A 22,381-nucleotide genomic window follows, 5' to 3' on the forward strand; every position below is an offset into this window, starting at 1 on the left:
TAATTGTTCAGACACGCTCAAGGATCATGGCAATGCCCTGACCGACACCAATGCACATCGTACACAGCGCATAGCGCCCTTTACGACGGTGCAACTCGTTGCTGGCGGCCAGCGCCAGACGGGCTCCGCTCATCCCCAGGGGATGGCCTAAGGCAATCGCGCCACCGTTAGGGTTAACGTGCGGCGCATCGTCCGCCAGCCCCAGCTCGCGCAGGACGCCCAGCGCCTGGGAAGCAAAGGCTTCATTCAGTTCGATAACGTCCATATCGTTGATGCTCAGCCCGGCGCGCTCCAGCACGCGGCGGGTGGCGGGCACCGGACCCAGCCCCATCAGACGCGGCTCAACCCCGGCGGTGGCCATCGCCACGATGCGGGTACGCGGGGTTAAGCCCTGCGCCGCCGCCATCTCTTCGCTGGCGATAATCAGCGCCGCGGCACCGTCGTTCACGCCGGACGCGTTACCGGCGGTGACCACGCCGCCCGCGCGGAACGGGGCTTTCAGACCGGCCAGCATCTCCAGAGTGGTGTCCGGGCGGAGATGTTCGTCATGCACCACTTCGGTGACTGCCCCTTTCTTGCCCTTAATCATCACCGGCACAATCTCCTGGGCCAGAATGCCGTTGGCCTGGGCCTGAGCGGTACGCTGCTGGCTGCGGAACGCGAAGGCGTCCTGGTCTTCGCGGGAAATTCTTAACAATTCCGCTACATTCTCTGCCGTTTCCGGCATGCTGTCAGAACCAAATTGCTGCGCCATGAGCGGGTTCACAAAACGCCAGCCGATGGTGGTATCAAAAATTTCATTCTGGCGCTGGAAGGCGCTGGTGGCTTTGCCCATCACAAACGGCGCGCGGGACATCGACTCCACGCCCCCGGCAATCATCAGGTCGCCATCACCGGCGCGAATGGCGCGAGCCGCGAAGCCAATTGCATCCAGCCCGGAACCGCACAGACGGTTCAGGGTGGTGCCGGAGACGGTCTGCGGCAGCCCGGCCAGCAGCAGGGACATGCGCGCCACGTTACGGTTGTCTTCCCCCGCCTGGTTGGCGCAGCCAAAGATCACATCGTCGATGCGCTCCGCATCCAGACCCGGGTTACGCGCCAGCAACTCGCGCAGCGGAATAGCGCCGAGATCGTCCGCGCGAACCCCAGACAACGCACCGGCATAGCGGCCGATGGGGGTACGGATCCCGTCACAAATAAAGGCGTCACGCATTATGCTTCTCCTGTGATCGTGCCGCCGATGCGGTGGGATTTCCCACGGAACAGGGCAACGGTTTTTTGTTGTTGGTTAACGATTTCAATGTCGTACACGCCGGTCAGCTGGCCCTGATGACGCACCTGCGCTTTCGCGGTGAGCCTGTCACTGGCAAACGCCGGGCGAACAAAATCAATGGTGCAGCCCGAGGCCACCGCCGCCAGCCCCTGACTGTTGCAGGCGTAGGCGAAGGCGGTATCGGCGAGGGTAAAGAGCTGGCCGCCGTGGCAGGTTTTATGGCCGTTGAGCATCTGCGGCGTGACGGTCATGGTCAGCACCGCGACGCCGTCATCCATCTCGATAATGTCGATGCCATAGGCCTGGGCGCAGGCATCGTTTTCATACATGGCGCGGGCGTTGCGCCAGGCGTTATGACTCATAGCTACTCTCCAGAAGCGCGCGCTGGCGCAGCAGGGATGAAGGACGGTAACGCTCTTCGCCGTAATGGCGTTGCAGGTTTTCCAGAAGGATCAGCAGACGCTGCCAGCCAAGCTGTTCTCCCCAGGCCAGCGGACCGCGCGGATAGTTCACCCCGAGGCGCATGGCGGTATCGATATCCTGTTCGCTGGCGACCCCTTTTTGCAGGGCGTCGAGGGCTTCGTTGACGATCATCGCCACCGTGCGCCAGATAATCAGGCCCGGATAATCCGCCACCTGCAGCACGCGCTTGCCCTGCTGCTGGAAATAGCCCACCGCTTTCAGGGTGGCGGCGGTCGGGTTGCTGGCGGCGGCGGCAATCACCGTCACGTCGGCTTCCTGCCTGTCGAACACCACCACCGGCTGGGCGTAGCGGTTCGCCAGCGCCTGGGCGGTCTCACCCTGAGTTTCAATCAACAGTACGCCGCCGATATCGGTGACACCGTCACTTCTCTTTTGCTGTTGCGTGACACTGTCACTACCTACGACATGCTCAAACCAGTTCACCGCAGGCTTTTCGTTGCGCCAGTTGTAGACGCCCTGCCCGCTCTTCTTACCGAAACGCCCGGCCAGCACCAGCTCCTGCTGCACTAGCGACGGCAGGAAGCGGCGCTCCTGCCAGAAGGCGTTGAAAACCGAACAGGTGACGGCGAAGTTGACGTCCTGGCCGATCATGTCGGTCAGCTCCAGCGGCCCCATCGGGAAGCCCGCGCCTTCGCGCAGCGCGGCGTCGATAACTTCCGGGGCGGCAACCTGCTCTTCCAGCGCGCGCCAGGCTTCAGCGTAGTACGGACGCGCCACGCGGTTAACGATAAAGCCCGGCGTGGACTGGCAGCGCACCGGCTGCTTGCCCCAGCGTGTTGCCAGTTCCATCAACTGGGCCACCACCTCTTCAGAGGTCGCCAGCCCGCTCACCACTTCCACCAGCTTCATCACCGGTGCCGGGTTAAAGAAGTGCAGCCCCGCCACGCGCTCAGGGTGGCGCAGGTCGGCGGCGATAGCGGTAATGGAGATGGACGAGGTGTTGCTGGTCAGCAGCGTTTTCGCCGGGCAGATCTCTGCCAGCTGCGTGAACAGCGCTTTTTTGACCGCCATCTGTTCGGAGGCGGCTTCAATCACCAGGTCCGCCGCCGCCAGCGAGTGAATGTCAGTGACCGGCACCAGGCGCTGGAGCGTCTGTTCAGCGTCGTGTGCGCCCAGCTTGCCGCGCGCCACGCGGGATTCGAGACGGCCGCGGATGCCGTCGATGGCGCGGGAGATGGCGTCGGCGTTGATGTCATACACCAGAACCGGATGCCCGTGGCTGGCCGCCACTTCAGCAATGCCTGCGCCCATAATGCCGCTGCCAATGACCGCTACGGTATGAATCGTCATCTTATTTCCCCGTAAACTGCGGTGCGCGTTTGTTGAGGAAGGCGCTGACCCCTTCGCGGTAGTCGGCGCTGCGCCCGGCCAGGCGCTGATAGTCGCGCTCCAGATCCAGCTGCGCGTCCAGGGTGTTGGTTTCCGCGGCGTTGATCGCCTGCTTGATCAGACCTAAGCCAAAGGTCGGCTGCGCGGCCAGATGCACGGCCAGCTGGCGGGCGGTGTCGGTCAGTTCGGCGTCGTCCACCACCTGCCAGATCATCCCCCAGGCGTGCGCCTGCTCGGCGCTGATTTTCTCGCCCAGCAGCGCCAGGCCCATCGCCCGGGCGCGGCCCGTCAGGCGCGGCAGCAGCCAGGTGCCGCCAGAATCCGGCACCAGACCGAGCTTGCTGAAGGCCATCACAAAGTTCACCGAGCGGGCGGCAATGACGATGTCGCAGCCCAGCGCCAGGGTTGCTCCGGCACCGGCGGCCACACCGTTCACCGCGCAGATCACCGGCTTGGGCAGTTTTGCCAGACGGCGCACCAGCGGGTTGTAAAACTTCTCCACCGACATCCCGAGGTCCGGGGCCGGACTGTTCGGGTCGACGTTACGGTCGTTCAGATCCTGCCCGGCGCAAAAACCGCGACCGGCACCGGTGACCAGCAGGCAGCGCACGGTATCGTCGCGCTCCGCCTGCTTCAGGCACGCCGCCAGCTGCTGGTGCATCTCCTCATTGAAGCTGTTGAGACGCTCCGGGCGGTTCAGGGTGATGGTCATTACGCCCTGCTCAACGTGACTCAGAATGAAATCCATGGTTAGCGTCCTTTAAATTCGGGGGTGCGTTTTTGCAAAAAGGCGTCGATCCCTTCCCGGCGATCGTCGGTGGCCGCCAGCAGGGTAAACAGCTGACGCTCCTGGGCCAGCCCGGCCTGTAAGGCCACTTCCTGGGACTGGCGCAGCGCCTGCTTCGCCGCCTGCAATGCCAGCGGGGAGTGGCGCGCCATCAGCGCCGCCTGCTGCAGGGCATATTCAAGGGTCAGGGATTCAGGGTAAATATCGCTCACCAGCCCTGCCGCCAGCGCCTGACGGGCGGTGATGCTCTCCCCGGTCAGGACCATTTTGCTGGCAAGGGATTTGCCCACGCTGCGGATCAGGCGCTGGGTGCCGCCTGCGCCAGGCATGATGCCTAAAGTAATTTCCGGCAGACCGAAACGGGCATTCTCCCCGGCGATGACCACATCGCAGAGCAGCGCCAGCTCGCAGCCAGCGCCCAGGGCATAGCCGTTCACGGCGGCGATCAGCGGCTTGTTGAAGGCGTTTATCCGCGCCCACAGCTGGGGGCGAATGTCGTTGAGGGTGGCGGGCAGATCTTTTTCCGCCATCTCGTTCAGATCGGCCCCGGCGGCGAAGAAGCGTTCGTTCCCGGCAATCACGCACACCGAGATTTCGCTGTCCGTCGCGGCGGCTTCGAGAGTGGTCGCCAGTTCGCCCAGCAAGGCATTGTTCAGCGCGTTGCGGGCCGCCGGGCGATTGAGGGTCAGGTGCAGCACCCGTCCGTGACGGGCGACAATCAGGTCGCTCATGCCATCCCCTTCGCGTCAAAGTCCACCACCACGTCGCTGGTCAGCGGCAGGGCCTGACAGCTCAGGACGTAGCCCGCCGCCAGTTCATCCGGCTCGAGGCTGTAGTTGGTGACCATATCCACTTTGCCGCGCACCACTTTGCATTTACAGGTGGCGCAGACCCCGCCCTTACAGGCGTACGGCAGATCGGCACCCTGACGCAGAGCGGCGTCGAGAATGCTCTCGTCGTCGGCGGTGAGGACGATCTCTCGGTCGCGTCCGTCCTGGCGCACCGTCACTTTCTGCCCTTCGGCCTGCACCGTATGGGTACGCTTGACGGTCGAGCCCGGCGTGTTGAAGCGCTCGAGATGCAGCGATTTTTCCGGCATGCCCAGCGCTTTCAGCGTCTGTTCGGCTTCGTCCATCATCGCCGCCGGGCCGCAGATAAAGGCTTCGTCAAACTGGCTGAAGTCGATTAAGTGTTTTCCCAGCGCCTGCAGTTTTTCACCGTCGATGCGCCCGTGCAGCAGCTCGCTGTCCAGCGTCTCCTGGCTGAAGATGTTGACCACCTGCAGGCGGGTCGGATAGCTGTCCTTCAGGTCGGCCAGCGCCTGGCGGAACATCATGCTCTGGCTGCTGCGGTTACCGTAGATCAGCGTGAAGTGGCTGTTCGGTTCGGTGGTCAGGGTGGTGGCAATGATCGCCAGCATCGGGGTGATGCCGGAGCCCGCGGCAATCGCCAGATAGCAGCCTTCACGTTCGGCCAGCGGCTGATAGCCAAAATGACCCTGGGGCACCATCACCTCCAGCGCCATTCCCTGTTTGATCTCATCCCGGGCATAGCGCGAGAAGCGGCCGCCGTCGATGGCTTTCACCGCCACGCTGATTTCGCCGGTACGGGCGCTGCGGCAGATGGAGTAGCAGCGGCGCAGCTCTTCGCCCGCAAGATGAGCTTTCAGCGTCAGATGCTGGCCCGGACGGAAGCGATACGCTTCCTGTAATGCCTGGGGAACCGCGAAGGTGATGGTCACCGCATCGCGGGTTTCGGGTTCCACTTTTGCCACCGTTAAGGAATGAAACGTTGTCATGGCGACCTCAGATACATTTGAAATAGTCGAAGGGTTCACGGCAGCTGTCGCAGCGATACAGCGCTTTGCAGGCCGTGGAACCAAATTCACTGATAAGCGTGGTGCGGGTGCTGGCGCAGCGCGGACAGGTCACCTCGGCGGGCAGATGCGCGTGGCAGCTGTGTCCGGCCGGGGGGCTGATGCCGTACTGACGCAGGCGCTCCCGGGCGTCCGGGGTCATCCAGTCTGTAGTCCACGCCGGGTCGAGCTGGATGGTAATCTGCACCGGGGCATAGCCGTGGGCGGTCAGCGTGTCGCGGATCGCCCCCATCAGATGGTCGGTGGCCGGACAGCCGGAATAGGTCGGCGTAAAGCCGATGGCCCAGCCTTCACCCTGCGGGGTAACGCTGCGCACCATGCCCAGATCGGTAATGGTCAGCACCGGGATCTCCGGGTCCGGGATCTGGCTTAACAGAGACCAGATCTGCGGGACGGCGGCGGGTGCGAGTTCGACGGCATGTTGCATAGTGTTCTCCTGCTTTACCACTGCTGGCCGGGGTACACGCGCTGGAGATATTGCATCTCTGCCAGCATCGGTCCCAGATGTTCGGTGTGCAGCCCTTTTCGACCGCCGGTACGGTAAGCGGACTCGGACGGTACGCTCAGCGTCGCCTCGTTCAACCCGGCAAACACTTCCGCTTCCCACTCGTCGCGCAGGCTGCGCGGGTCGACGGCAATCCCGTCGGCGGCCAGAGCCAGATCAATCTCGTCGGCCTCGAACAGTTCGGCGGTAAAGCGCCACAGGTCGTTCACCGCCTGCTGCATTTTTTGCCCCGACACCTCGGTGCCGTTGCCCAGACGCTCCAGCCAGCCGCGGCTGAAGCGCAGGTGGTAGCGGGCTTCTTTGATGGATTTGGCGGCGATGGCGGCAAGCTGCGCGTCGCGGCTCTGGGTCAGACGGGTAAACAGCGCCACGTGCCAGGCGTCGATAAAGTACTGCCGGGCGATGGTGTCGGCGAAGTTGCCGTTCGGCTGTTCCACCAGCAGCAGGTTGCTGAACTGGCGTTCGTCGCGCTGGAACGCCAGCGTATCTTCGTCCCCCGCCCCTTCAAGCTCGGCGGCGTAGGTTAAGAAGTTGCGCGCCTGACCCAGCAGGTCGAGGCCGATATTGGCCAGCGCGAGGTCGATCTCCAGTTCCGGGGCATGGCCACACCAGGCGCCCAGACGTTGAGAGAGCACCAGCCCGTTATCACCCAGGCGCAGAACATATTGCGTTAACGTTTTCATCCCTGCCTCACATGTGCTCAATGCCATCAGGGATGGTGTAGAACGTCGGATGGCGGTAGACCTTGCTTTCCGCCGGATCGAAGAACTCACCGCGCTCTTCCGGCTGCGAGGCGACGATTTCACTCGCCTTCACCACCCAGATGGAGCAGCCTTCGCTGCGGCGGGTGTAGGCATCGCGGGCGTTTTCCAGCGCCATGCGGTCATCGGCGGCATGCAGGCTGCCCACGTGACGGTGGGATAAACCCTGTTTGCTGCGGACAAAAACTTCGTACAACGGCCAGTATGTTTTGCTCATCTTGATTCCCCTTACGCAACCTTGCGGGCGTGTTGTTTTTCTGCGTGCGCCAGTGCGGCTTCGCGCACCCACGTCCCCTCTTCCCAGGCTTTATTCTTGGCGGCCAGGCGTTCGTGATTACAGACCCCTCGCCCGTTGATAACGTCGTCGAACTCCTGCCAGTCGATCTCACCAAAACGGTAGTGACCGCTTTCGGCGTCAAAGTGCAGATCCGGGTCCGGGACGGTCATGCCCAGCATTTCCACCTGCGGCACGGTGTTGTCGACAAAGCGCTGACGCAGCTCGTCGTTGCCAAAACGTTTGATCTTCCAGGCCAGGCTGCGGGCGCTGTTCGGCGAGTTGTCGTCGTTCGGGCCAAACATCATCAGGGCAGGCCACCAGAAGCGGTTGATAGCGTCCTGCAGCATCTGGCGCTGGGCTTCGCTGCCCTGGGCCAGCGCCATGCAGGCTTCAAAGCCCTGACGCTGGTGGAAGCTCTCTTCTTTACAGATTTTCACCATCGCCCGGGCATAGGGGCCATAGGAGGTACGGCACAGCGCCACCTGGTTAACGATGGCCGCGCCATCCACCAGCCAGCCGATCACGCCGATATCCGCCCAGCTCAGGGTGGGGTAGTTAAAGATGGAGGAGTACTTCATCTTGCCGTCGAGCATCTTCTGGTAGATGTCTTCCCGCGCGCAGCCCAGCGTTTCCGCCGCGCTGTAGAGATAGAGGCCGTGCCCGGCTTCGTCCTGCACTTTCGCCAGCAGGATGGCCTTGCGGCGCAGCGTCGGGGCGCGGGTGATCCAGTTACCTTCCGGCAGCATGCCGACAATTTCGGAGTGTGCATGCTGGCCGATCTGGCGGATCAGCGTCTTACGGTACGCGTCAGGCATCCAGTCCTGGGGCTCGATGGCCGTCTCTTGCGCGATGCGCTGCTCAAAGCGTTGTTCTTCCGTCACGTCATCACCCTTTTGATTCGCTTAGCCAGTAATTCGTGTTCAATAATGAATCACGTTGTTTAATAAAAGTTACACAAAGGTTAATGATAAACCCAAGATCCCTTTGTCTGTTTTGTGATGAGGCTCGCAAGACATTTCTGAAGCCCAGGCATAGCAAGGCCTGCCTCAGTAGAGAAGATATAGCGAGATCACAATGTTAATAAATCATTAACAAGAAACTTGCTTTTTATGATTCACAAACGAACTATCTATAGTGAAATCACGAACCATCTGGAGAGAAAGATGCAGCAGTTAGCCAGCTTCTTATCCGGCACCTGGCAGTCTGGCCGGGGCCGTGAGCGCACCATTCAACACGCCATCAGCGGCGAATCCCTCTGGTCCGTTACCAGCGAAGGGCTGGACATGGCCGCCGCGCGTCGCTACGCCATCGAGAAAGGCGGCGAATCACTTCATGCCATGACCTTTATTGAGCGCGCCGCGATGCTGAAAGCGGTGGCTAAACATCTGTTGAGTCAGAAAGAGACGTTCTATGCCCTGTCGGCACAGACCGGGGCGACCCGCGCCGACAGCTGGGTGGATATCGAAGGCGGGATCGGCACCCTGTTTACCTTTGCCAGCCTCGGCAGCCGCGAGCTGCCGGACGATACCCTGTGGCCGGAAGATGAGCTGATCCCGCTCTCAAAAGAGGGCGGATTTGCCGCGCGCCACGTCCTGACCTCCAAATCGGGCGTTGCGGTGCACATCAACGCCTTTAACTTCCCCTGCTGGGGGATGCTGGAAAAACTGGCTCCGACCTGGCTGGCCGGAATGCCGGCGATAATCAAGCCGGCCACCGCCACCGCCCAGGTAACTCAGGCGATGGTGAAAGCCATTGTCGACAGCGGCCTGGTGCCGGACGGCGCTATTAGCCTGATCTGCGGCGGCGCGGGGGATCTGCTGGACCAGCTCGACCACCAGGACGTGGTGACCTTTACCGGCTCTGCCGTTACCGGCCAGTCGCTGCGCGTGCACCCGAACATCGTTGCGAAATCCATTCCGTTCACCATGGAAGCCGACTCCCTGAACTGCTGCGTGCTGGGGGATGACGTCACCCCGGAGCAGCCGGAGTTTGCGCTGTTTATCCGCGAAGTGGTGCGGGAGATGACCGCCAAAGCCGGGCAGAAATGTACCGCTATCCGCCGCATCATCGTGCCGCAGGCGCAGGTGGAGGCCGTCAGCCAGGCGCTGATCGCCCGTCTCGAGAAAGTGGCGGTTGGCGATCCGGCGCAGGAAGGGATCAAAATGGGTGCCCTGGTCAACGCCGATCAGCGTGCCGACGTGCAGGAGAAAGTGGATGCGCTGGTCTCCGCTGGCTGCCAGGCGCTGTTGGGCGGTAAAGCCGACCTGACTGCCGCCGGGGCCTTCTTCCCGCCGACGCTGCTGTTCTGCCCGCAGCCGGACGAAACCCCGGCGGTTCACGCCACCGAAGCCTTCGGCCCGGTCGCGACCCTGATGCCGTATCAGTCCCGCGAACACGCCATGGCCCTGGCCCGCGCCGGTGAAGGCAGCCTTGCCGGGACGCTGGTCACCGCCGATCTGCGTCTGGCGCGACAGTTTATCGCCGGGGCCGCCCGCGCCCACGGTCGTATCCAGATCCTCAACGAAGAGTCGGCCAAAGAGTCCACCGGCCACGGCTCGCCGCTGCCGCAGTTGGTACACGGCGGCCCGGGCCGCGCGGGTGGCGGCGAAGAGCTGGGCGGCCTGCGGGCGGTGAAACACTACCTGCAGCGCACCGCCATTCAGGGCAGCCCGAGCATGCTGGCCGCCATCAGCCAGCAGTGGGTGCGCGGTGCACAGGTGCAGGAGGATCGAATCCATCCGTTCCGCAAATACTTCGAGGAGCTGCAGCCGGGCGACAGCCTGCTGACCCCGCGCCGCACCCTGACCGAGACCGATATCGTCAACTTTGCCTGCCTGAGCGGGGATCATTTCTACGCCCACATGGACAAGATTGGTGCGGCGGAGTCAATCTTCGGCGAGCGCGTGGTGCACGGTTACTTCCTGATCTCCGCCGCGGCGGGGCTGTTCGTCGACGCGGGCGTCGGGCCGGTGATCGCCAACTACGGTATGGAAAACCTGCGCTTTATCGAGCCGGTGAAGCCGGGCGACACCATCCAGGTGCGTCTGACCTGCAAGCGCAAGACGCTGAAGAAACAGCGCTCGGCGGAAGAGAAACCGACCGGCGTGGTGGAATGGGCGGTTGAGATCTTCAATCAGCATCAGCAGCCGGTGGCGCTCTACTCCATCCTGACCCTCGTCTCACGGCAGCACGGAGATTTCGACGCCTGATCCCCCTCCCTCCGGGTAACGTCGCGCACGTTACCCGGCTTCTGGCACATCTGACAAAACATCTGGCAAATGCAGGCAAACACTACGCACAGCGATATTGCTATGTTGGCAATGACTAAACCGCGCGCAGAACAGCGGTCCCGAGTGGATAACAACACATACAACAGAGGTTAATCATGGGAAGCTCCTCCATTTTTTCTCCACGTAAAACGGCGCTGGCGTTGGCCGTTGCTTATCTCTTTTCCGGTCAGGTGCTGGCTCACGGTGGTGAAGCGCATATGGTCGAGATGGATAAAACCCTGACCGACTTTGGCGCGGATGTGCAGTGGGATGACTATGCCCAGATGTACACCATCAGCAAAGACGGAGCCTTCATCAAAGTGAAGCCGGGCGCAACGACCGCCATCGTCAACGGCAAGCCGCTCACCCTGCAGGTGCCGGTGGTGATGAAAGAAAACAAGGCCTGGATCTCCGATACCTTTGTCAACGATGTGTTCCAGTCCGGTCTTGACCAGACCTTCCAGGTGGAGAAGACCCCGCACCCGCTGAATGCCCTCTCCGCGGATGAGATCAAACAGGCCGTCGAGATTGTGAAAGCCTCGCCGGACTTTAAACCGAACACCCGCTTTACCCAGATCGCCCTCGCCGAGCCGGAAAAAGCCAAAGTGTGGGATTTCGTGCTGAACGGCACGGCGGTGGATGCGCCGCGTCAGGCCAATATCACCATGCTGGATGGTAAATTTATTATCGAAGCCCTGGTGGATCTGAAGGATAAGAAAATCCTGCACTGGGAGCCGATCAAGGACGCCCACGGCATGGTGCTGCTGGATGACTTTATGGCGGTGCAGAACATCGTGACCTCCAGCCAGGAGTATGCCGACGCCCTGAAAAAACGCGGCATCAACGACCCGAAAAAGGTGATGGCCACCCCGCTGACCGTCGGCTTCTTTGACGGTAAAGATGGCCTGAAGCAGGAAGACAGGCTGCTGAAAGTGGTGAGCTACCTGGATACGGGCGACGGCAACTACTGGGCGCATCCGATTGAAAACCTGGTGGCGGTGGTCGACCTGGTTGAGAAGAAGATCGTCAAAATTGAAGAAGGCGCAATTGTGCCGGTGCCGATGCAGTCCCGTCCTTATGATGGCCGCGACCGCGAGCCGGTAGAGCATAAACCGCTGGAGATCGTGGAGCCCGAGGGCAAGAACTACACCATCACCGGCAATATGATCCACTGGCAGAACTGGGACTTCCACCTGAGCCTGGATTCCCGCGTCGGGCCGATCATCTCCACCGTCACCTTTAACGATAACGGCAAAAAACGCCAGGTGATGTACGAAGGTTCGCTGGGTGGGATGATCGTCCCTTACGGCGACCCGGACGTGGGCTGGTACTTCAAGGCGTATCTGGATTCCGGCGACTACGGCATGGGCACCCTGACCTCTCCGCTGGTGCGCGGCAAAGATGTGCCGTCCAACGCCGTGCTGCTGAATCAGACCATCCCGGACTACACCGGTGCGCCGATGGAGATCCCGCGTGCAATGGCGATTTTCGAACGCTACGCCGGGCCGGAGTATAAGCACCAGGAGATGAACCAGCCGAACGTCAGCACCGAGCGTCGTGAACTGGTGGTGCGCTGGATCAGCACCGTGGGGAACTACGACTACATCTTCGACTGGATCTTCCACGAAAACGGCACCATCGGCATCGATGCCGGGGCGACCGGTATCGAAGCGGTGAAAGGCGTGATGGCGAAAACCATGCACGATCCGAGCGCCAAAGACGATACGAAATACGGCACCCTGATCGACCACAACATCGTCGGCACCACCCACCAGCACATCTACAACTTCCGTCTGGATATGGACGTGGATGGCACCAACAACACCCTGGTGGCGATGGATCCGGAAGTGAAGCCGAACACCGCTGGCGGCCCGCGTACCAGTACCATGCAGATCAACCAGTACAACATCGACAGCGAGCAGCAGGCGGCGCAGAAATTTGACCCGGGCACCATTCGTCTGCTGAGCAACACCAGCAAAGAGAACCGCATGGGCAACCCGGTCTCTTACCAGATCATCCCGTACGCGGGCGGCACACACCCGGTAGCCACCGGCGCGAAATTCGCACCGGACGAGTGGATCTATCACCGCCTGAGCTTTATGGATAAACAGCTGTGGGTGACCCGCTACCATCCAAACGAGATGTACCCGGAAGGGAAATTCCCGAACCGCTCCACCAAAGATCAGGGGCTGGGGCAGTTCAGCAAGGATAACGAGTCGCTGAATAACCAGGATGACGTGGTGTGGATGACCACCGGCACCACCCACGTGGCGCGAGCGGAAGAGTGGCCGATCATGCCAACCGAGTGGGTGCATACCCTGCTCAAACCGTGGAACTTCTTCGACGAGACGCCGTCGTTAGGTAAGAAGAAAGAGGCGCAGTAAGTGAGTGTAAAAGGCCGGGCGAATGCCCGGTTTTTTTTGCCCGTTAATGACTTGCCGATCGGCCTATCGTGCTTATAGTGAGTATTATCTTTTGCTTTTTTTTGGGTTAAGCATTGTTACGTCGAAAATCTTCAAGCCTTCGGACAGAACCTTTTTCACGCAGGGACATGGTCACACGCGGGCTAATCATCAGCATTCCCTGGCTGGCGCTGGTTAACATCACCTTTGCCCTGCTGGTTCTGTTGCGAAACTGGCTATTCAGCGACATCGACCGTCTTTACGAGGTCGGCACGGCCCGTGCCGCGACGATAGATCTGCTAATGCTGACGGTAATCGTCCTGTTTAGCCTCTCCCTGCTGCTGGTCTGGCGCAAAAAGCGGGGGCTGAGTCTGCTGTTGCTGCTGGCGGGGCTGATCTGGTCCTTCTGTAGCGTCTGGTTTATCGCGCATCTGCAATTGCCGTTCGCCTGGCCGCTCTGCACCACTCTCCTGATGACCTCTCTGGCCGCGCTCTATTTTTATCCCGTCGGGCTTGTCTGCTATGCACTGCCGCTGTGGATCGCTATGCCCGTTGCCAGCGTGATGCTGAACCAGGGCGTCAGTCTGCGCTTTCTGGTGGTGTGGCTTATCTTTACGGGGATCCTGGTCTACGGACGGTTTATTTTACTGCGCTGGTTTGACGAGGCCTGGCTGCGCCATCAGCAGAATCAGGCGCTGATTGCCCGCCTGGACGCTCTGGCGCATCAGGACCCACTCACCGGCACCGCCAACCGCCGGGCGATGGAGGCGGTGCTGGAAAACGCCGTCGAACAGGACAAAGGTTTTGCGCTGATCATGCTCGATGTGGATCAGTTCAAGCGCTACAACGATTTTTACGGGCATCAGGCCGGGGATGAATGTCTGGCGGCGGTGGCGCTGGCGCTAAAAAAAGTGGTGCGCAGCCCGGACGATGTGGTGTCGCGCTACGGTGGCGAGGAGTTTCTGCTGATCCTGTTTGATGCGACGGAAAAAGTTGCGGAACGGGTGGCAGCGCGCATTCAGGAGAGTCTGCGCACCGCGGCAATTCCGCATGCCGCCTCAACGGTCAGCGACAGCGTCACGGTCAGCATGGGGATCGCTTCGATGACCGTTGGTCAAACGGCCTGCGAGGTGATTGCCCAGGCCGACGCCGCGCTGTACCGGGCGAAAAATGCAGGACGAAACCGCTGGTCCTGCTAAGGGTGCGGATTTTTGGTTCGGTGCGGTTTGGTGTCGGGTGGCGGCTGCGCCTTACCCGACCTACAGACGGCACTGTGCGGTTTTTTGTCGGGTGGCGGCTGCGCCTTACCCGACCTACGGGTGAACACAAGGTCGTAGGCCCGTGCAAGCGCAGCGCCGCCGGACGTTAGTACCTTACGCACACCGATTTGGTTTCACACCAGCCGTCCAGCCAGTCAGGGCCGAAATCACGCCCGGTGCCGGACTGCTTCATGCCGCCGAACGGCAGGTTGGCGTCGATCAGGGTATGGCTGTTCACCCACACTGTGCCGGCCTGCAGGCGGTCGGTGTACTCCAGCGCTTTGCTGATGTTTTGCGTCCAGACGCTGGCGGTCAGACCGTATTCGGTATCGTTCGCCAGGCGTAATGCCTCTTCGCCGTCGGCGACGCGCACCAGGTTCACCACCGGGCCAAACACCTCTTCGCGGGTCAGGCGCAGGCTGGCGTCCGGGTTCACCACCAGCGTTGGCGAGACATAGTAACCCTGGTCGTTGGGACCACGATTACCGGTAATCAGCTCCGCCTGACGCGACTGGGCCTCGTCGAGGAAGGTCTGCACCTTGTCACAGTGGGCGCGGGAAACCAGCGGGTTGATGTGCGTATCCTGGGACATCCCCGGCCCGACGCTCAGGGATTTCACCGCCTGCTCAAAACCGCTCACCACGGTATCAAACAGCGGCGCTTCGATGTAAATACGCGAGCTGGCGGCGCATACCTGGCCCTGGTTGAGGAAGCTGCCGGTCATCAGCCCTTCGATCACCCAGGACGGATCGGCATCCTTCAGCACGATGGCCGGGTTTTTACCGCCCAGCTCCAGGGTTACGCCCATCAGGCGGTCGGCGGCGGAGCGCGCAATCTGTTTCCCGGTGGCGGTCGAGCCGGTAAAGCTCACTTTGGCGATATGCGGATGGTTAGTCAGCGCCGCGCCACACACCGCACCGCTGCCGGTGACCACGTTAAAGACGCCGTCCGGGATCCCGGCTTCACTTGCCAGTTCCGCCACGCGCAACAGGGTCAGCGGCGTGGTTTCGGACGGTTTGATCACGATAGAGCAACCTGCCGCCAGGGCAGGCATCACCTTCCACATGCCGATCAACAGCGGGAAGTTCCACGGCACGATCCCGGCTACCACGCCAATCGGCTCTTTGCGGGTCCAGGCCTGGTAGCGGGCGCCCTGCGGCATCGGAATGGAGAGATCCAGCGTCTTACCGGAAATTTTTGTCGTCAGCCCGGCGGTGTAGCGCATCCAGTTCAGGGTGCAGCCTACTTCAAATGCGCGGGAGATGTTAATGGATTTGCCCTGCTCGAGGGTTTCAAGCTGGGCCAGCTCCTCGGTGTGCTGCTCCACCAGATCGGCGAAGCGCAGCAGAATACGTTCACGCTCAGCGGGCAGTTTGCCACACCAACTGCGGGCCACGAAGGCGCGCCAGCCGGACATCACCGCCCGGTCGACATCCTGCGCGCTGGCATCGGCCGTGGAGGCAATCACCTGCCCGGTTGCCGGGTTATAGATATCCAGACGCTTTTCGCTGTCGGAGGCGGACGATTGTCCCTCAATCCAGAGACCGTGCTGGCGATCCAGAAATTGCTGCACGCTGTGCAGTACTGCGACCTGTGTATCAGACATAGCGATTCCTTATTATTCGCAGGGTGTCATCGCAGTCTATGATGGGTTTCGGCAATGCGCTTTTATCTGTGTGACATTCGCTTTGTCGGCTGTGACAGGCTCCGCAAAACGCGACAATACTGCCGTTTCGCTCTCTTCCTCCGCCGGATTTTTTGCAGGATTTCGCCCCCTGTCACGGGCAATTAGAAACATAAATGCAACAATGTTTAAACATTCACGACGTAGCGGGTAACACATGCGTGCAAACGAAACGGACAATTATCAGCAGTGGCTGGCGCAGATAAACCAGGTTTGCGGGAGTTTTGCGGCCCGGCCAATGAGCGGCGAGTTTTACGGTGAGCTGGAATCGACCTGGACCGGCAACCTGAAGCTCAGCACCGTTACTGCTGGCGGCGTGAATCTGTTTCGTACCCGCCAGGAGATAAAAACCAGCAACGATGCCTGGTTCTACACCGTGTTTCAGCTGGAAGGTGAAGCCGGGCTGGAGCAGGACGATCGGCAGATTGTGCTGAACGCGGGGGATATCACCCTGATCGACGCCTCCCGCCCCTGCTCGATCTACTGGCCGGAGAAATCCCGTCAGATCTCACTCCTGCTGCCGCGCCAGATCCTGGAGCAGCACTTCCGTTTTCAGGAGGTGAGCTGCGCGCAGAAACTCTCCCGCAGCCTGCCTACCGTGCAGCTCAGCTACCGTCTGCTGCAGGACAGCATGAACAACCCGGCACTGAGCGAGACCGAAAGCGAAGCCGCGCTGGAGGCGATGGTCTGCCTGCTGCGCCCGGTATTGCAGCAGCGTGAAACCGTGCAGCCGCGCAAGGAGCGTCAGTTTACTCAGGTCCTGACCCTGATCGACGACCATATTCAGGCTGAACACCTGCGCCCGGAGTGGATTGCGGCGGAATGCGGGATGTCGGTACGCAGCCTCTACCGGATGTTTGCCGAGAAAGGGCTGGTGGTGGCGCAGTACATTAAAAATCGCCGTCTGGATCTGTGCGCGCAGATGCTGCGCGGTGCCCGCGACGACGAAAAACTGGCGGGGATTGGCTACAGCTGGGGTTTTACAGACCATAGCCACTTCTCAACGGCGTTTAAGCAGCGCTTTGGGATTTCGCCAGGCGAATACCGCAAACGCCACCGCTGATCACTTCTGCATCCACTTGCCGTTGATCCCCTGGACGTACTCGCCGGGGCGGGCGCGTTGGACCAGTTTTGTCCCGGCCATTTTCGCCACTTCATCCACCGGTATGTTATTGCTGTCCGCCAGTTTCTGATAGCTGTCGGTGCGCGCCTTGTTGATCTGCTCAACCAGCGCCAGGGTTTCTCTGTCGTGACTGCGCGGGGCAATATACCCGCTCAGCGTCTCCCCGACGCGCCCCTCGGTGCGGGCCTCATTGAGGGTCAGCGCCAGCGCGGGCGCGCTGAGCAACAGGGTTAGCACAATCAGCGCAATGCGTTTTCTCATGGCGGCCTCAGAACAGATCGCTGCGCGATTTCAGCAGCGATTCCACGTCTTTATCCACTTTGATGTGGATTTCATGTTCAATTTTGACGTTCATGTTGATGGTGATCGGCTCCTTCGACGCCGCCACTTCAATCCTCGGCGTGCAGCCTGTGAGCGTCAAAATCACAATCGCGGTGAAGCCACCGGCCAGCTTTTTCATGGTTGTTCCTTACATTCCTTGCCTGTCGGACAGCGGTTATCCGGTAGTGCTGTGTGCTCCTCCAGCCACGTCTGCAGCTTGTCGCCAAAACGCAGGCTGCGCCAGAGGGTAAACACGTTCTCCTGATGGGTGTAGTTGAGATTAACGGCCTGCGTCTGGCCCTCGACGCGGCTGGCGCCACGCAGGGTCGAGGCGAGGGTTAATTCACCCAGATTATCTAAATTGAGTTTCGTCCACGACTGCGAAATTTCCATATAGCGAAGCCAGTTAATCGCGCCCCCCGCCGCCCCGTTCTCTTTGACCAGCGCATCGGCGGTGTCTTTATCGAGACGCAGGGTCATGGGGCCAGCGTTGGTCAGCCAGCCATCTTTGATGATCCACCTGTCGTTGTCCAGCCATAAGGGCAGCGCCCCGCTGAACGGCCCGGAGAGGGCAAACTGTTTGGGATTAATCGCGCTAATCAGTTCGCTGGAGGAGATGTTCTGCACCCGCAGAAGCGCCGCATCGTGCTGGGGCATGCGCAGCTGCTGCAGGGCCACTTTGCCGCCCAGCATATCGACGCTGACGTTGCTGAGCAGCAGCGGGTTCGGGTCGCTCCAGGGGTAATCGCCCTGCAGATCCGCAGTGATATTGCGGGCGGTGACCTGGTTTATCACTTCGCCAATGCGCAGCGTCACCGGGCCGTGGGCACCCAAGGACCAGGTGCCCTGGCCGAAGCGGAACGGCAGGACAAAATCGACGCCGTTGATTTTGTTGTCCGGCATCCAGACGCTGCCGCTTTTCAGCACCCCGTGACCACCGGCCTCAAAGCCCTGATCCGCCGCCGCAGAATAAGCCACCTGGGCATAAAGCTCGCCGTCCTTGAGGGTCATCTTCCAGTCCGGTGGGATCAGCGGCTGGAAGACGGTTAAGGACTGTTTTGGCCACCACGCCTGACCGCGCAGGCGCTCCCCGTCCCAGCGCCCGTTCAGCTGTACCGGGCCGATGGCCCGGGCATTGAGGGCGCCTTTGTAGTTGAAAAACGTCGGATCGCTGCCGTCGACGCTGAATTTGATGGTCGAAGGCGGTAATACGCTGCCGCCGGTGAAGGTGGTTTCTCCGGCATCGAAGGACAACGCGCCGCTGAAGTGCGGCTTCGCCGGATCTCGCTGCCAGCGGATCGGGCTATCCAGCACCATGCGTGGCGCGCTGGCATGCATTGTGCCGTACTTTAGCTGGTCGAAACCGGTGGAAAGCTCGCTGAGCTCAATCACGCTGTCGCGCCACTCGCCCCTGCCCGCCACGTCCCAGCGGGCCTGCATCGGCGTGAAATTACCCTCGCCCCAGTAGCGCCATTGCCACAGGCCGTTGTCCGGCAGGAAGTCGCTGGCCCGACCGTCGAGATGGAGGGTGAAATCTCCCATCTCCTGCTCATGGGCGCGCAAAATGGCCTGAAGACGCCCGTCGATGCCTTTACGGGTGAGCGCCACGCCAGCCAGCGGCCAGCGAACCTCGTCGATATTCAGGGAGTCGATAATCCGCCCCCGCGAGCGCAGCAGCGCCCCCGGCGCAAACGCCAGCCGGGGATCGGCGAGACTGCCGGTCAGCGTGGCGGGCAGCTTCGCGTAGAGCGTCAGGTCGTTCTGTTTGGCAATGCCCGTAAGCTGCATCGGCATGTTGCTGTTATCCATGCTCAGCTTGCCGGGACCAAAGGTCAGCACCGCGTTACCTTTCCCGGCGTCGCCCTGGGTGAGCACGTTCATCCGTCCGCTGATCGCGGCGTTCTCCGTCCCCTGCTGCCAGTTATCGATCTTAAGCCCCAGCCGTCCGCTGAGCGGAATGCCGGCCTGATCCCAGCGCCAGCGCCCGTCACTGATGGTGAGCTGTTCCGGGGTGATCTGCCAGGGAAGATCCAGCAGCGGCTCGCCGCTCTCCCGGGCAATCATCACCAGCTGGCCCTGATTGTCCTGCCACGTCAGTTCGCCATCCACAAGCGTTGGGATCTGCGGCACCGAGAAGGTCGCCACCGTATGCCCCTGCACCGGCAGGCCATCCGGCACCAGCGGCAGGGTAAATTCCCCCACCAGTTTTACCGGCTGGGGATTATCGGGGAGATGAAGCGTGACGTCGGTGACGGTCAGGGAACGCCCGCGTAGTTTTCCCCGCAGGCTAAACTTATCGCCGTGGTAGACAATTTCCTGCAGCGACGGCGTCAGCGAGGCGGTGAGTTTCCCCTCCCACGCCTGCCAGGGGGAGAGCGTCAGACGGTCGATGGTCAGCCAGGTGTTGGGCAGCAGGGATTGCCATTCGGCCAGGGTACGCGGTGCGGCGGGCGAAGGCTCGCTGGCGGGGATTTTACTCAGGCAGGCGCTGTTGAGATCCAGCGCGCCGATATTGATTTTCCAGCGGCTGGGGTGGCTGAGGGTGGCATCTTCGACGCGGGCAATTTCGCAGTCATCCACCAGATAGCGCAGATCGGAGATCACCAGCGCGTTGCGGGTTAAGCGCGGGCTTTTCTCAAAGGCGATGCGGGTCCCGGCGGGCAGCCAGATCCCGGCGAGCGTTGGCACCCACTGCGCAAGGGTCAGCAGCAGCGTCAACGGCAAAAGAATGATGAGCAGTAGTAGTGCGATCGCGGCTTTGTATGTACCCCTCATGGGCAGTTAATATCCTGATTTAGCGAAAAAATTAGCCGACAGTGCCGAATATTGTGGCATGTTTAGCCCGCCAGTTGAAGCGAACGCCATTTTTAAGGATAGTTGCTACATAATTATTCAGAGAACTTATTGAATTCAATAATATTTTATAAATTGTAAGATTATTTTAATCATGCTAACGTAATTGAAAACTCACTGGAGAAAGTCTTATGAAACTCGCTGTATACAGTACAAAGCAATACGACAAAAAGTATCTGCAGCATGTTAACGAGGAGTATGGCTTCGAACTTGAATTTTTCGACTTTCTGCTTAACGAAAAAACCGCCAAAACCGCACATGGTTTTGATGCAGTCTGTATTTTCGTTAACGATGACGGCAGTCGTCCAGTGCTGGAAGAGCTGAAAAAACAGGGTGTGAAGTACATCGCTCTGCGCTGCGCGGGCTTCAACAACGTGGATCTGGATGCGGCGAAAGAGCTGGGTCTGCAGGTGGTGCGCGTTCCGGCCTATTCGCCGGAAGCGGTGGCGGAACATGCTATCGGCCTGATGATGTCCTTAAACCGCCGTATTCACCGCGCGTATCAACGCACCCGTGACGCGAACTTCTCTCTGGAAGGTCTGACCGGGTTTACCATGTACGGCAAAACTGCCGGGGTGATCGGCACCGGTAAAATCGGCGTGGCGGCACTGCGGATCCTGAAAGGATTTGGTATGCGTCTGCTGGCGTTTGACCCGTACCCAAGCGCAGCCGCGCTGGAACTGGGCGTGGAGTATGTCGACCTGCCGACCCTGTATGCGGAATCCGACGTGATCTCCCTGCACTGCCCGCTGACCGCCGACAACTACCATCTGCTGAACCAGAGCGCCTTCGACCAGATGAAAGATGGTGTGATGATCGTCAACACCAGCCGCGGTGGTCTTGTTGATTCTCAGGCCGCTATCGAAGCCCTGAAAACCCAAAAAATCGGCGCGCTGGGGATGGACGTGTACGAGAACGAACGCGATCTGTTCTTTGAAGATAAGTCTAACGACGTTATTCAGGATGACGTGTTCCGCCGCCTGTCCGCCTGTCACAACGTGCTGTTCACCGGCCACCAGGCGTTCCTGACCGCTGAGGCGCTGATCAGCATTTCAGAAACCACGCTGGGCAACCTGAGCCAGCTGGAGAAAGGCGAGAAGAGTCCGAACGCGTTGTTTTAAATTTTAGGGCGTGCCCTACAAGGATGTAGGGTCACTGCTCTTGAAGTGAACGGAACTACCCTCAGTGCGGTATGTTCCCCTCACCCTAACCCTCTCCCCAAAGGGGAGAGGGAATAAACCCCGCCCGGCGGCGCTACGCTTGCACGGGCCTACAAAACCCAAAACCCAATCCCCCGGACATTTCAGATTAACCCGCAAGACATTCCCATCCACCGCAATACACTATCCATTAGCTATTTACGCAGTGAATATACCGAGAAGAAAGATGAAAACGCTCGTCGCAGTAACACTCCTCAGCATGGCGCTGACAGGCTGTGTCAATCCAGGGAAAGCCTCTGTACAGGAAGAACAACTCCAGCAGCACCGCTTCGTGCTGCAAAGCATCAACGGCACCGCCATAGCCCCGGTCGCCACGCCGCCGGAAATCACGTTTGGCGAAAAAATGGCGGTATCAGGGGTGATGTGCAACCGCTTCAGCGGCCAGGGCAAGCTGTCTGATGGCGAGCTTAAGGTTAAGGAACTCGCCATGACGCGTAAACTGTGTACCGAGCCTCAGCTTAACGAGCTGGATCACGCCATTGGAACGATGCTGCGCAGCGGTACGCAGGTCGATCTGACGGAAGATGTGTTAACCCTGGCGACGGCCGAGTCGACGCTGGTGTTTAAACGCGCAGAGTAATCAGTAACTTCCGCACGAACCTACGGCAAGCGACTGTTCACTGCAGCGTTTGCCGTTAGGCAGCGCACACATGCCGATGGCAGAACCATCCAGCTGACGCGCAACGGACAGCGAGCCGCCAATCATGGCGCAATTGGCCTCTCCTGAACTGGACATGGCCGCCCTCATCCCCGGCGCGACGTGCGCGGCGGTTGCCTGCTGAACAGGTTCATTGCTACAGGCCGACAGTAACAAAGCGGCACACCCAACCCAAAATGCTGCGCGCATAATCTCTCCCCTCGTTGAATTGCAAAACCTATGCATAATAGGCACCCCACGCCCTGCCGTCGAGAGTCGAAGCGCGGTTTTATGCGCTGTGAAAACAATTGCAGATTAATTT

At 60.5% G+C, this 22,381-nt stretch carries 21 protein-coding genes; 6 read left to right on the plus strand and 15 right to left on the minus strand.

Translation table 11 applies throughout. The features are described 5' to 3' along the window. Positions 1 to 7 precede the first annotated feature (7 nt). The 10 genes from pcaF to paaA are packed head-to-tail and all read right to left on the minus strand — an operon-like array spanning position 8 to position 8,172. On the minus strand, positions 8 to 1,213 hold the full coding sequence (gene pcaF / locus ACOYA6_RS08120; protein WP_138369140.1) for a 3-oxoadipyl-CoA thiolase: 1,206 nt from the start codon (positions 1,211 to 1,213) through the stop codon (positions 8 to 10). Further along, the gene (gene paaI / locus ACOYA6_RS08125; protein WP_039028520.1) at positions 1,213 to 1,635 is read right to left on the minus strand and encodes a hydroxyphenylacetyl-CoA thioesterase PaaI; all 423 of its coding nucleotides are present in this window, start codon (positions 1,633 to 1,635) and stop codon (positions 1,213 to 1,215) included. The genes pcaF and paaI overlap by 1 nt, the downstream gene beginning before the upstream one ends. Next, a complete protein-coding gene (locus ACOYA6_RS08130; RefSeq protein WP_422654472.1) occupies positions 1,625 to 3,046 on the minus strand; it encodes a 3-hydroxyacyl-CoA dehydrogenase in 1,422 nt (473 codons plus the stop codon). The genes paaI and ACOYA6_RS08130 overlap by 11 nt, the downstream gene beginning before the upstream one ends. A 1-nt stretch (position 3,047) precedes the next feature. Continuing rightward, positions 3,048 to 3,833: a 2-(1,2-epoxy-1,2-dihydrophenyl)acetyl-CoA isomerase PaaG gene (gene paaG, locus ACOYA6_RS08135; protein ID WP_138369142.1), complete on the minus strand. Its 786-nt coding sequence runs from the start codon at positions 3,831 to 3,833 to the stop codon at positions 3,048 to 3,050. A 2-nt stretch (positions 3,834 to 3,835) separates the two neighbouring features. Beyond that, positions 3,836 to 4,603, minus strand: a complete 768-nt coding sequence (gene paaF, locus ACOYA6_RS08140) for a 2,3-dehydroadipyl-CoA hydratase PaaF (protein ID WP_422654473.1) — start codon at positions 4,601 to 4,603, stop codon at positions 3,836 to 3,838. After that, positions 4,600 to 5,670, minus strand: a complete 1,071-nt coding sequence (gene paaE / locus ACOYA6_RS08145) for a 1,2-phenylacetyl-CoA epoxidase subunit PaaE (RefSeq protein ID WP_422654474.1) — start codon at positions 5,668 to 5,670, stop codon at positions 4,600 to 4,602. The genes paaF and paaE overlap by 4 nt, the downstream gene beginning before the upstream one ends. A gap of 7 nt (positions 5,671 to 5,677) precedes the next feature. After that, entirely contained in the window at positions 5,678 to 6,175 is a 498-nt protein-coding gene (paaD, locus tag ACOYA6_RS08150) for a 1,2-phenylacetyl-CoA epoxidase subunit PaaD (RefSeq protein WP_039028515.1), read from the minus strand. 14 nt (positions 6,176 to 6,189) lie between these two features. Beyond that, on the minus strand, positions 6,190 to 6,936 hold the full coding sequence (gene paaC, locus ACOYA6_RS08155; RefSeq protein ID WP_039028514.1) for a 1,2-phenylacetyl-CoA epoxidase subunit PaaC: 747 nt from the start codon (positions 6,934 to 6,936) through the stop codon (positions 6,190 to 6,192). 7 nt (positions 6,937 to 6,943) lie between these two features. Continuing rightward, on the minus strand, positions 6,944 to 7,231 hold the full coding sequence (paaB, locus tag ACOYA6_RS08160) for a 1,2-phenylacetyl-CoA epoxidase subunit PaaB (RefSeq protein WP_032611057.1): 288 nt from the start codon (positions 7,229 to 7,231) through the stop codon (positions 6,944 to 6,946). A gap of 11 nt (positions 7,232 to 7,242) precedes the next feature. Then, positions 7,243 to 8,172, minus strand: coding sequence for a 1,2-phenylacetyl-CoA epoxidase subunit PaaA (paaA, locus tag ACOYA6_RS08165; RefSeq protein ID WP_039028513.1), 930 nt, complete (start codon positions 8,170 to 8,172; stop codon positions 7,243 to 7,245). A gap of 282 nt (positions 8,173 to 8,454) precedes the next feature. On the opposite strand from paaA, the gene paaZ reads away from it, so the two are divergent. The 3 genes from paaZ (at position 8,455) to ACOYA6_RS08180 (ending at position 14,161) form a co-directional block, all read left to right on the plus strand. Continuing rightward, positions 8,455 to 10,500, plus strand: a complete 2,046-nt coding sequence (paaZ, locus tag ACOYA6_RS08170; protein WP_422654475.1) for a phenylacetic acid degradation bifunctional protein PaaZ — start codon at positions 8,455 to 8,457, stop codon at positions 10,498 to 10,500. A 176-nt stretch (positions 10,501 to 10,676) separates the two neighbouring features. After that, positions 10,677 to 12,944: a primary-amine oxidase gene (gene tynA / locus ACOYA6_RS08175; RefSeq protein WP_422654476.1), complete on the plus strand. Its 2,268-nt coding sequence runs from the start codon at positions 10,677 to 10,679 to the stop codon at positions 12,942 to 12,944. 167 nt (positions 12,945 to 13,111) lie between these two features. Then, the gene (locus ACOYA6_RS08180) at positions 13,112 to 14,161 is read left to right on the plus strand and encodes a GGDEF domain-containing protein (protein ID WP_422654477.1); all 1,050 of its coding nucleotides are present in this window, start codon (positions 13,112 to 13,114) and stop codon (positions 14,159 to 14,161) included. A 166-nt stretch (positions 14,162 to 14,327) separates the two neighbouring features. Here the strand turns inward: ACOYA6_RS08180 and ACOYA6_RS08185 are convergent, their stop codons facing one another. Then, on the minus strand, positions 14,328 to 15,827 hold the full coding sequence (locus ACOYA6_RS08185) for an aldehyde dehydrogenase family protein (protein WP_422654478.1): 1,500 nt from the start codon (positions 15,825 to 15,827) through the stop codon (positions 14,328 to 14,330). Between the two features lie 235 nt (positions 15,828 to 16,062). Between ACOYA6_RS08185 and feaR the strand changes: the two genes are divergently transcribed. Continuing rightward, positions 16,063 to 16,968, plus strand: coding sequence for a transcriptional regulator FeaR (feaR, locus tag ACOYA6_RS08190; protein WP_138369149.1), 906 nt, complete (start codon positions 16,063 to 16,065; stop codon positions 16,966 to 16,968). On the opposite strand, the gene ACOYA6_RS08195 is transcribed toward feaR, so the two are convergent. Genes ACOYA6_RS08195 through ACOYA6_RS08205 form a run of 3 tightly spaced genes read right to left on the minus strand, consistent with a single transcriptional unit; the run spans position 16,969 to position 20,124 of the window. Then, a complete protein-coding gene (locus tag ACOYA6_RS08195; protein WP_039028507.1) occupies positions 16,969 to 17,289 on the minus strand; it encodes a YdbL family probable chaperone protein in 321 nt (106 codons plus the stop codon). Positions 17,290 to 17,296: 7 nt separating this feature from the next. After that, positions 17,297 to 17,488: a YnbE family lipoprotein gene (locus tag ACOYA6_RS08200; protein WP_039028506.1), complete on the minus strand. Its 192-nt coding sequence runs from the start codon at positions 17,486 to 17,488 to the stop codon at positions 17,297 to 17,299. After that, entirely contained in the window at positions 17,485 to 20,124 is a 2,640-nt protein-coding gene (locus ACOYA6_RS08205) for a YdbH family protein (RefSeq protein WP_422654479.1), read from the minus strand. Before ACOYA6_RS08205 ends, ACOYA6_RS08200 begins: the two co-directional genes overlap by 4 nt. Before the next feature lie 209 nt (positions 20,125 to 20,333). Here ACOYA6_RS08205 and ACOYA6_RS08210 point away from each other — a divergent pair, with 209 nt between their 5' ends. After that, positions 20,334 to 21,323 (plus strand): 2-hydroxyacid dehydrogenase, encoded by a 990-nt coding sequence (locus ACOYA6_RS08210; protein ID WP_039028504.1) that lies wholly within the window; start codon positions 20,334 to 20,336, stop codon positions 21,321 to 21,323. A 265-nt stretch (positions 21,324 to 21,588) separates the two neighbouring features. Next, entirely contained in the window at positions 21,589 to 22,002 is a 414-nt protein-coding gene (hslJ, locus tag ACOYA6_RS08215) for a heat shock protein HslJ (protein WP_039028503.1), read from the plus strand. Here hslJ and ACOYA6_RS08220 read toward each other — a convergent pair whose 3' ends face one another. Beyond that, the gene (locus tag ACOYA6_RS08220; protein ID WP_039028502.1) at positions 22,003 to 22,269 is read right to left on the minus strand and encodes a putative hemolysin; all 267 of its coding nucleotides are present in this window, start codon (positions 22,267 to 22,269) and stop codon (positions 22,003 to 22,005) included. Positions 22,270 to 22,381 lie beyond the last annotated feature (112 nt).

Source organism: Leclercia barmai (assembly GCF_049312895.1).
Lineage (GTDB): Bacteria > Pseudomonadota > Gammaproteobacteria > Enterobacterales > Enterobacteriaceae > Enterobacter > Enterobacter barmai.

Coding starts and splice junctions, on each gene's coding strand:
- paaI (WP_039028520.1), bottom strand. CDS start 1,635: ATGAGTCATAACGCCTGGCGCAACGCCCGCGCCATGTATGAAAACGAT.
- ACOYA6_RS08185 (WP_422654478.1), bottom strand. CDS start 15,827: ATGTCTGATACACAGGTCGCAGTACTGCACAGCGTGCAGCAATTTCTG.
- paaF (WP_422654473.1), bottom strand. CDS start 4,603: ATGAGCGACCTGATTGTCGCCCGTCACGGACGGGTGCTGCACCTGACC.
- paaC (WP_039028514.1), bottom strand. CDS start 6,936: ATGAAAACGTTAACGCAATATGTTCTGCGCCTGGGTGATAACGGGCTG.
- ACOYA6_RS08200 (WP_039028506.1), bottom strand. CDS start 17,488: ATGAAAAAGCTGGCCGGTGGCTTCACCGCGATTGTGATTTTGACGCTC.
- tynA (WP_422654476.1), top strand. CDS start 10,677: ATGGGAAGCTCCTCCATTTTTTCTCCACGTAAAACGGCGCTGGCGTTG.
- ACOYA6_RS08205 (WP_422654479.1), bottom strand. CDS start 20,124: ATGAGGGGTACATACAAAGCCGCGATCGCACTACTACTGCTCATCATT.
- ACOYA6_RS08210 (WP_039028504.1), top strand. CDS start 20,334: ATGAAACTCGCTGTATACAGTACAAAGCAATACGACAAAAAGTATCTG.
- ACOYA6_RS08130 (WP_422654472.1), bottom strand. CDS start 3,046: ATGACGATTCATACCGTAGCGGTCATTGGCAGCGGCATTATGGGCGCA.
- paaB (WP_032611057.1), bottom strand. CDS start 7,231: ATGAGCAAAACATACTGGCCGTTGTACGAAGTTTTTGTCCGCAGCAAA.
- paaD (WP_039028515.1), bottom strand. CDS start 6,175: ATGCAACATGCCGTCGAACTCGCACCCGCCGCCGTCCCGCAGATCTGG.
- hslJ (WP_039028503.1), top strand. CDS start 21,589: ATGAAAACGCTCGTCGCAGTAACACTCCTCAGCATGGCGCTGACAGGC.
- paaG (WP_138369142.1), bottom strand. CDS start 3,833: ATGGATTTCATTCTGAGTCACGTTGAGCAGGGCGTAATGACCATCACC.
- pcaF (WP_138369140.1), bottom strand. CDS start 1,213: ATGCGTGACGCCTTTATTTGTGACGGGATCCGTACCCCCATCGGCCGC.
- paaE (WP_422654474.1), bottom strand. CDS start 5,670: ATGACAACGTTTCATTCCTTAACGGTGGCAAAAGTGGAACCCGAAACC.
- ACOYA6_RS08180 (WP_422654477.1), top strand. CDS start 13,112: ATGGTCACACGCGGGCTAATCATCAGCATTCCCTGGCTGGCGCTGGTT.
- paaZ (WP_422654475.1), top strand. CDS start 8,455: ATGCAGCAGTTAGCCAGCTTCTTATCCGGCACCTGGCAGTCTGGCCGG.
- ACOYA6_RS08220 (WP_039028502.1), bottom strand. CDS start 22,269: ATGCGCGCAGCATTTTGGGTTGGGTGTGCCGCTTTGTTACTGTCGGCC.
- feaR (WP_138369149.1), top strand. CDS start 16,063: ATGCGTGCAAACGAAACGGACAATTATCAGCAGTGGCTGGCGCAGATA.
- ACOYA6_RS08195 (WP_039028507.1), bottom strand. CDS start 17,289: ATGAGAAAACGCATTGCGCTGATTGTGCTAACCCTGTTGCTCAGCGCG.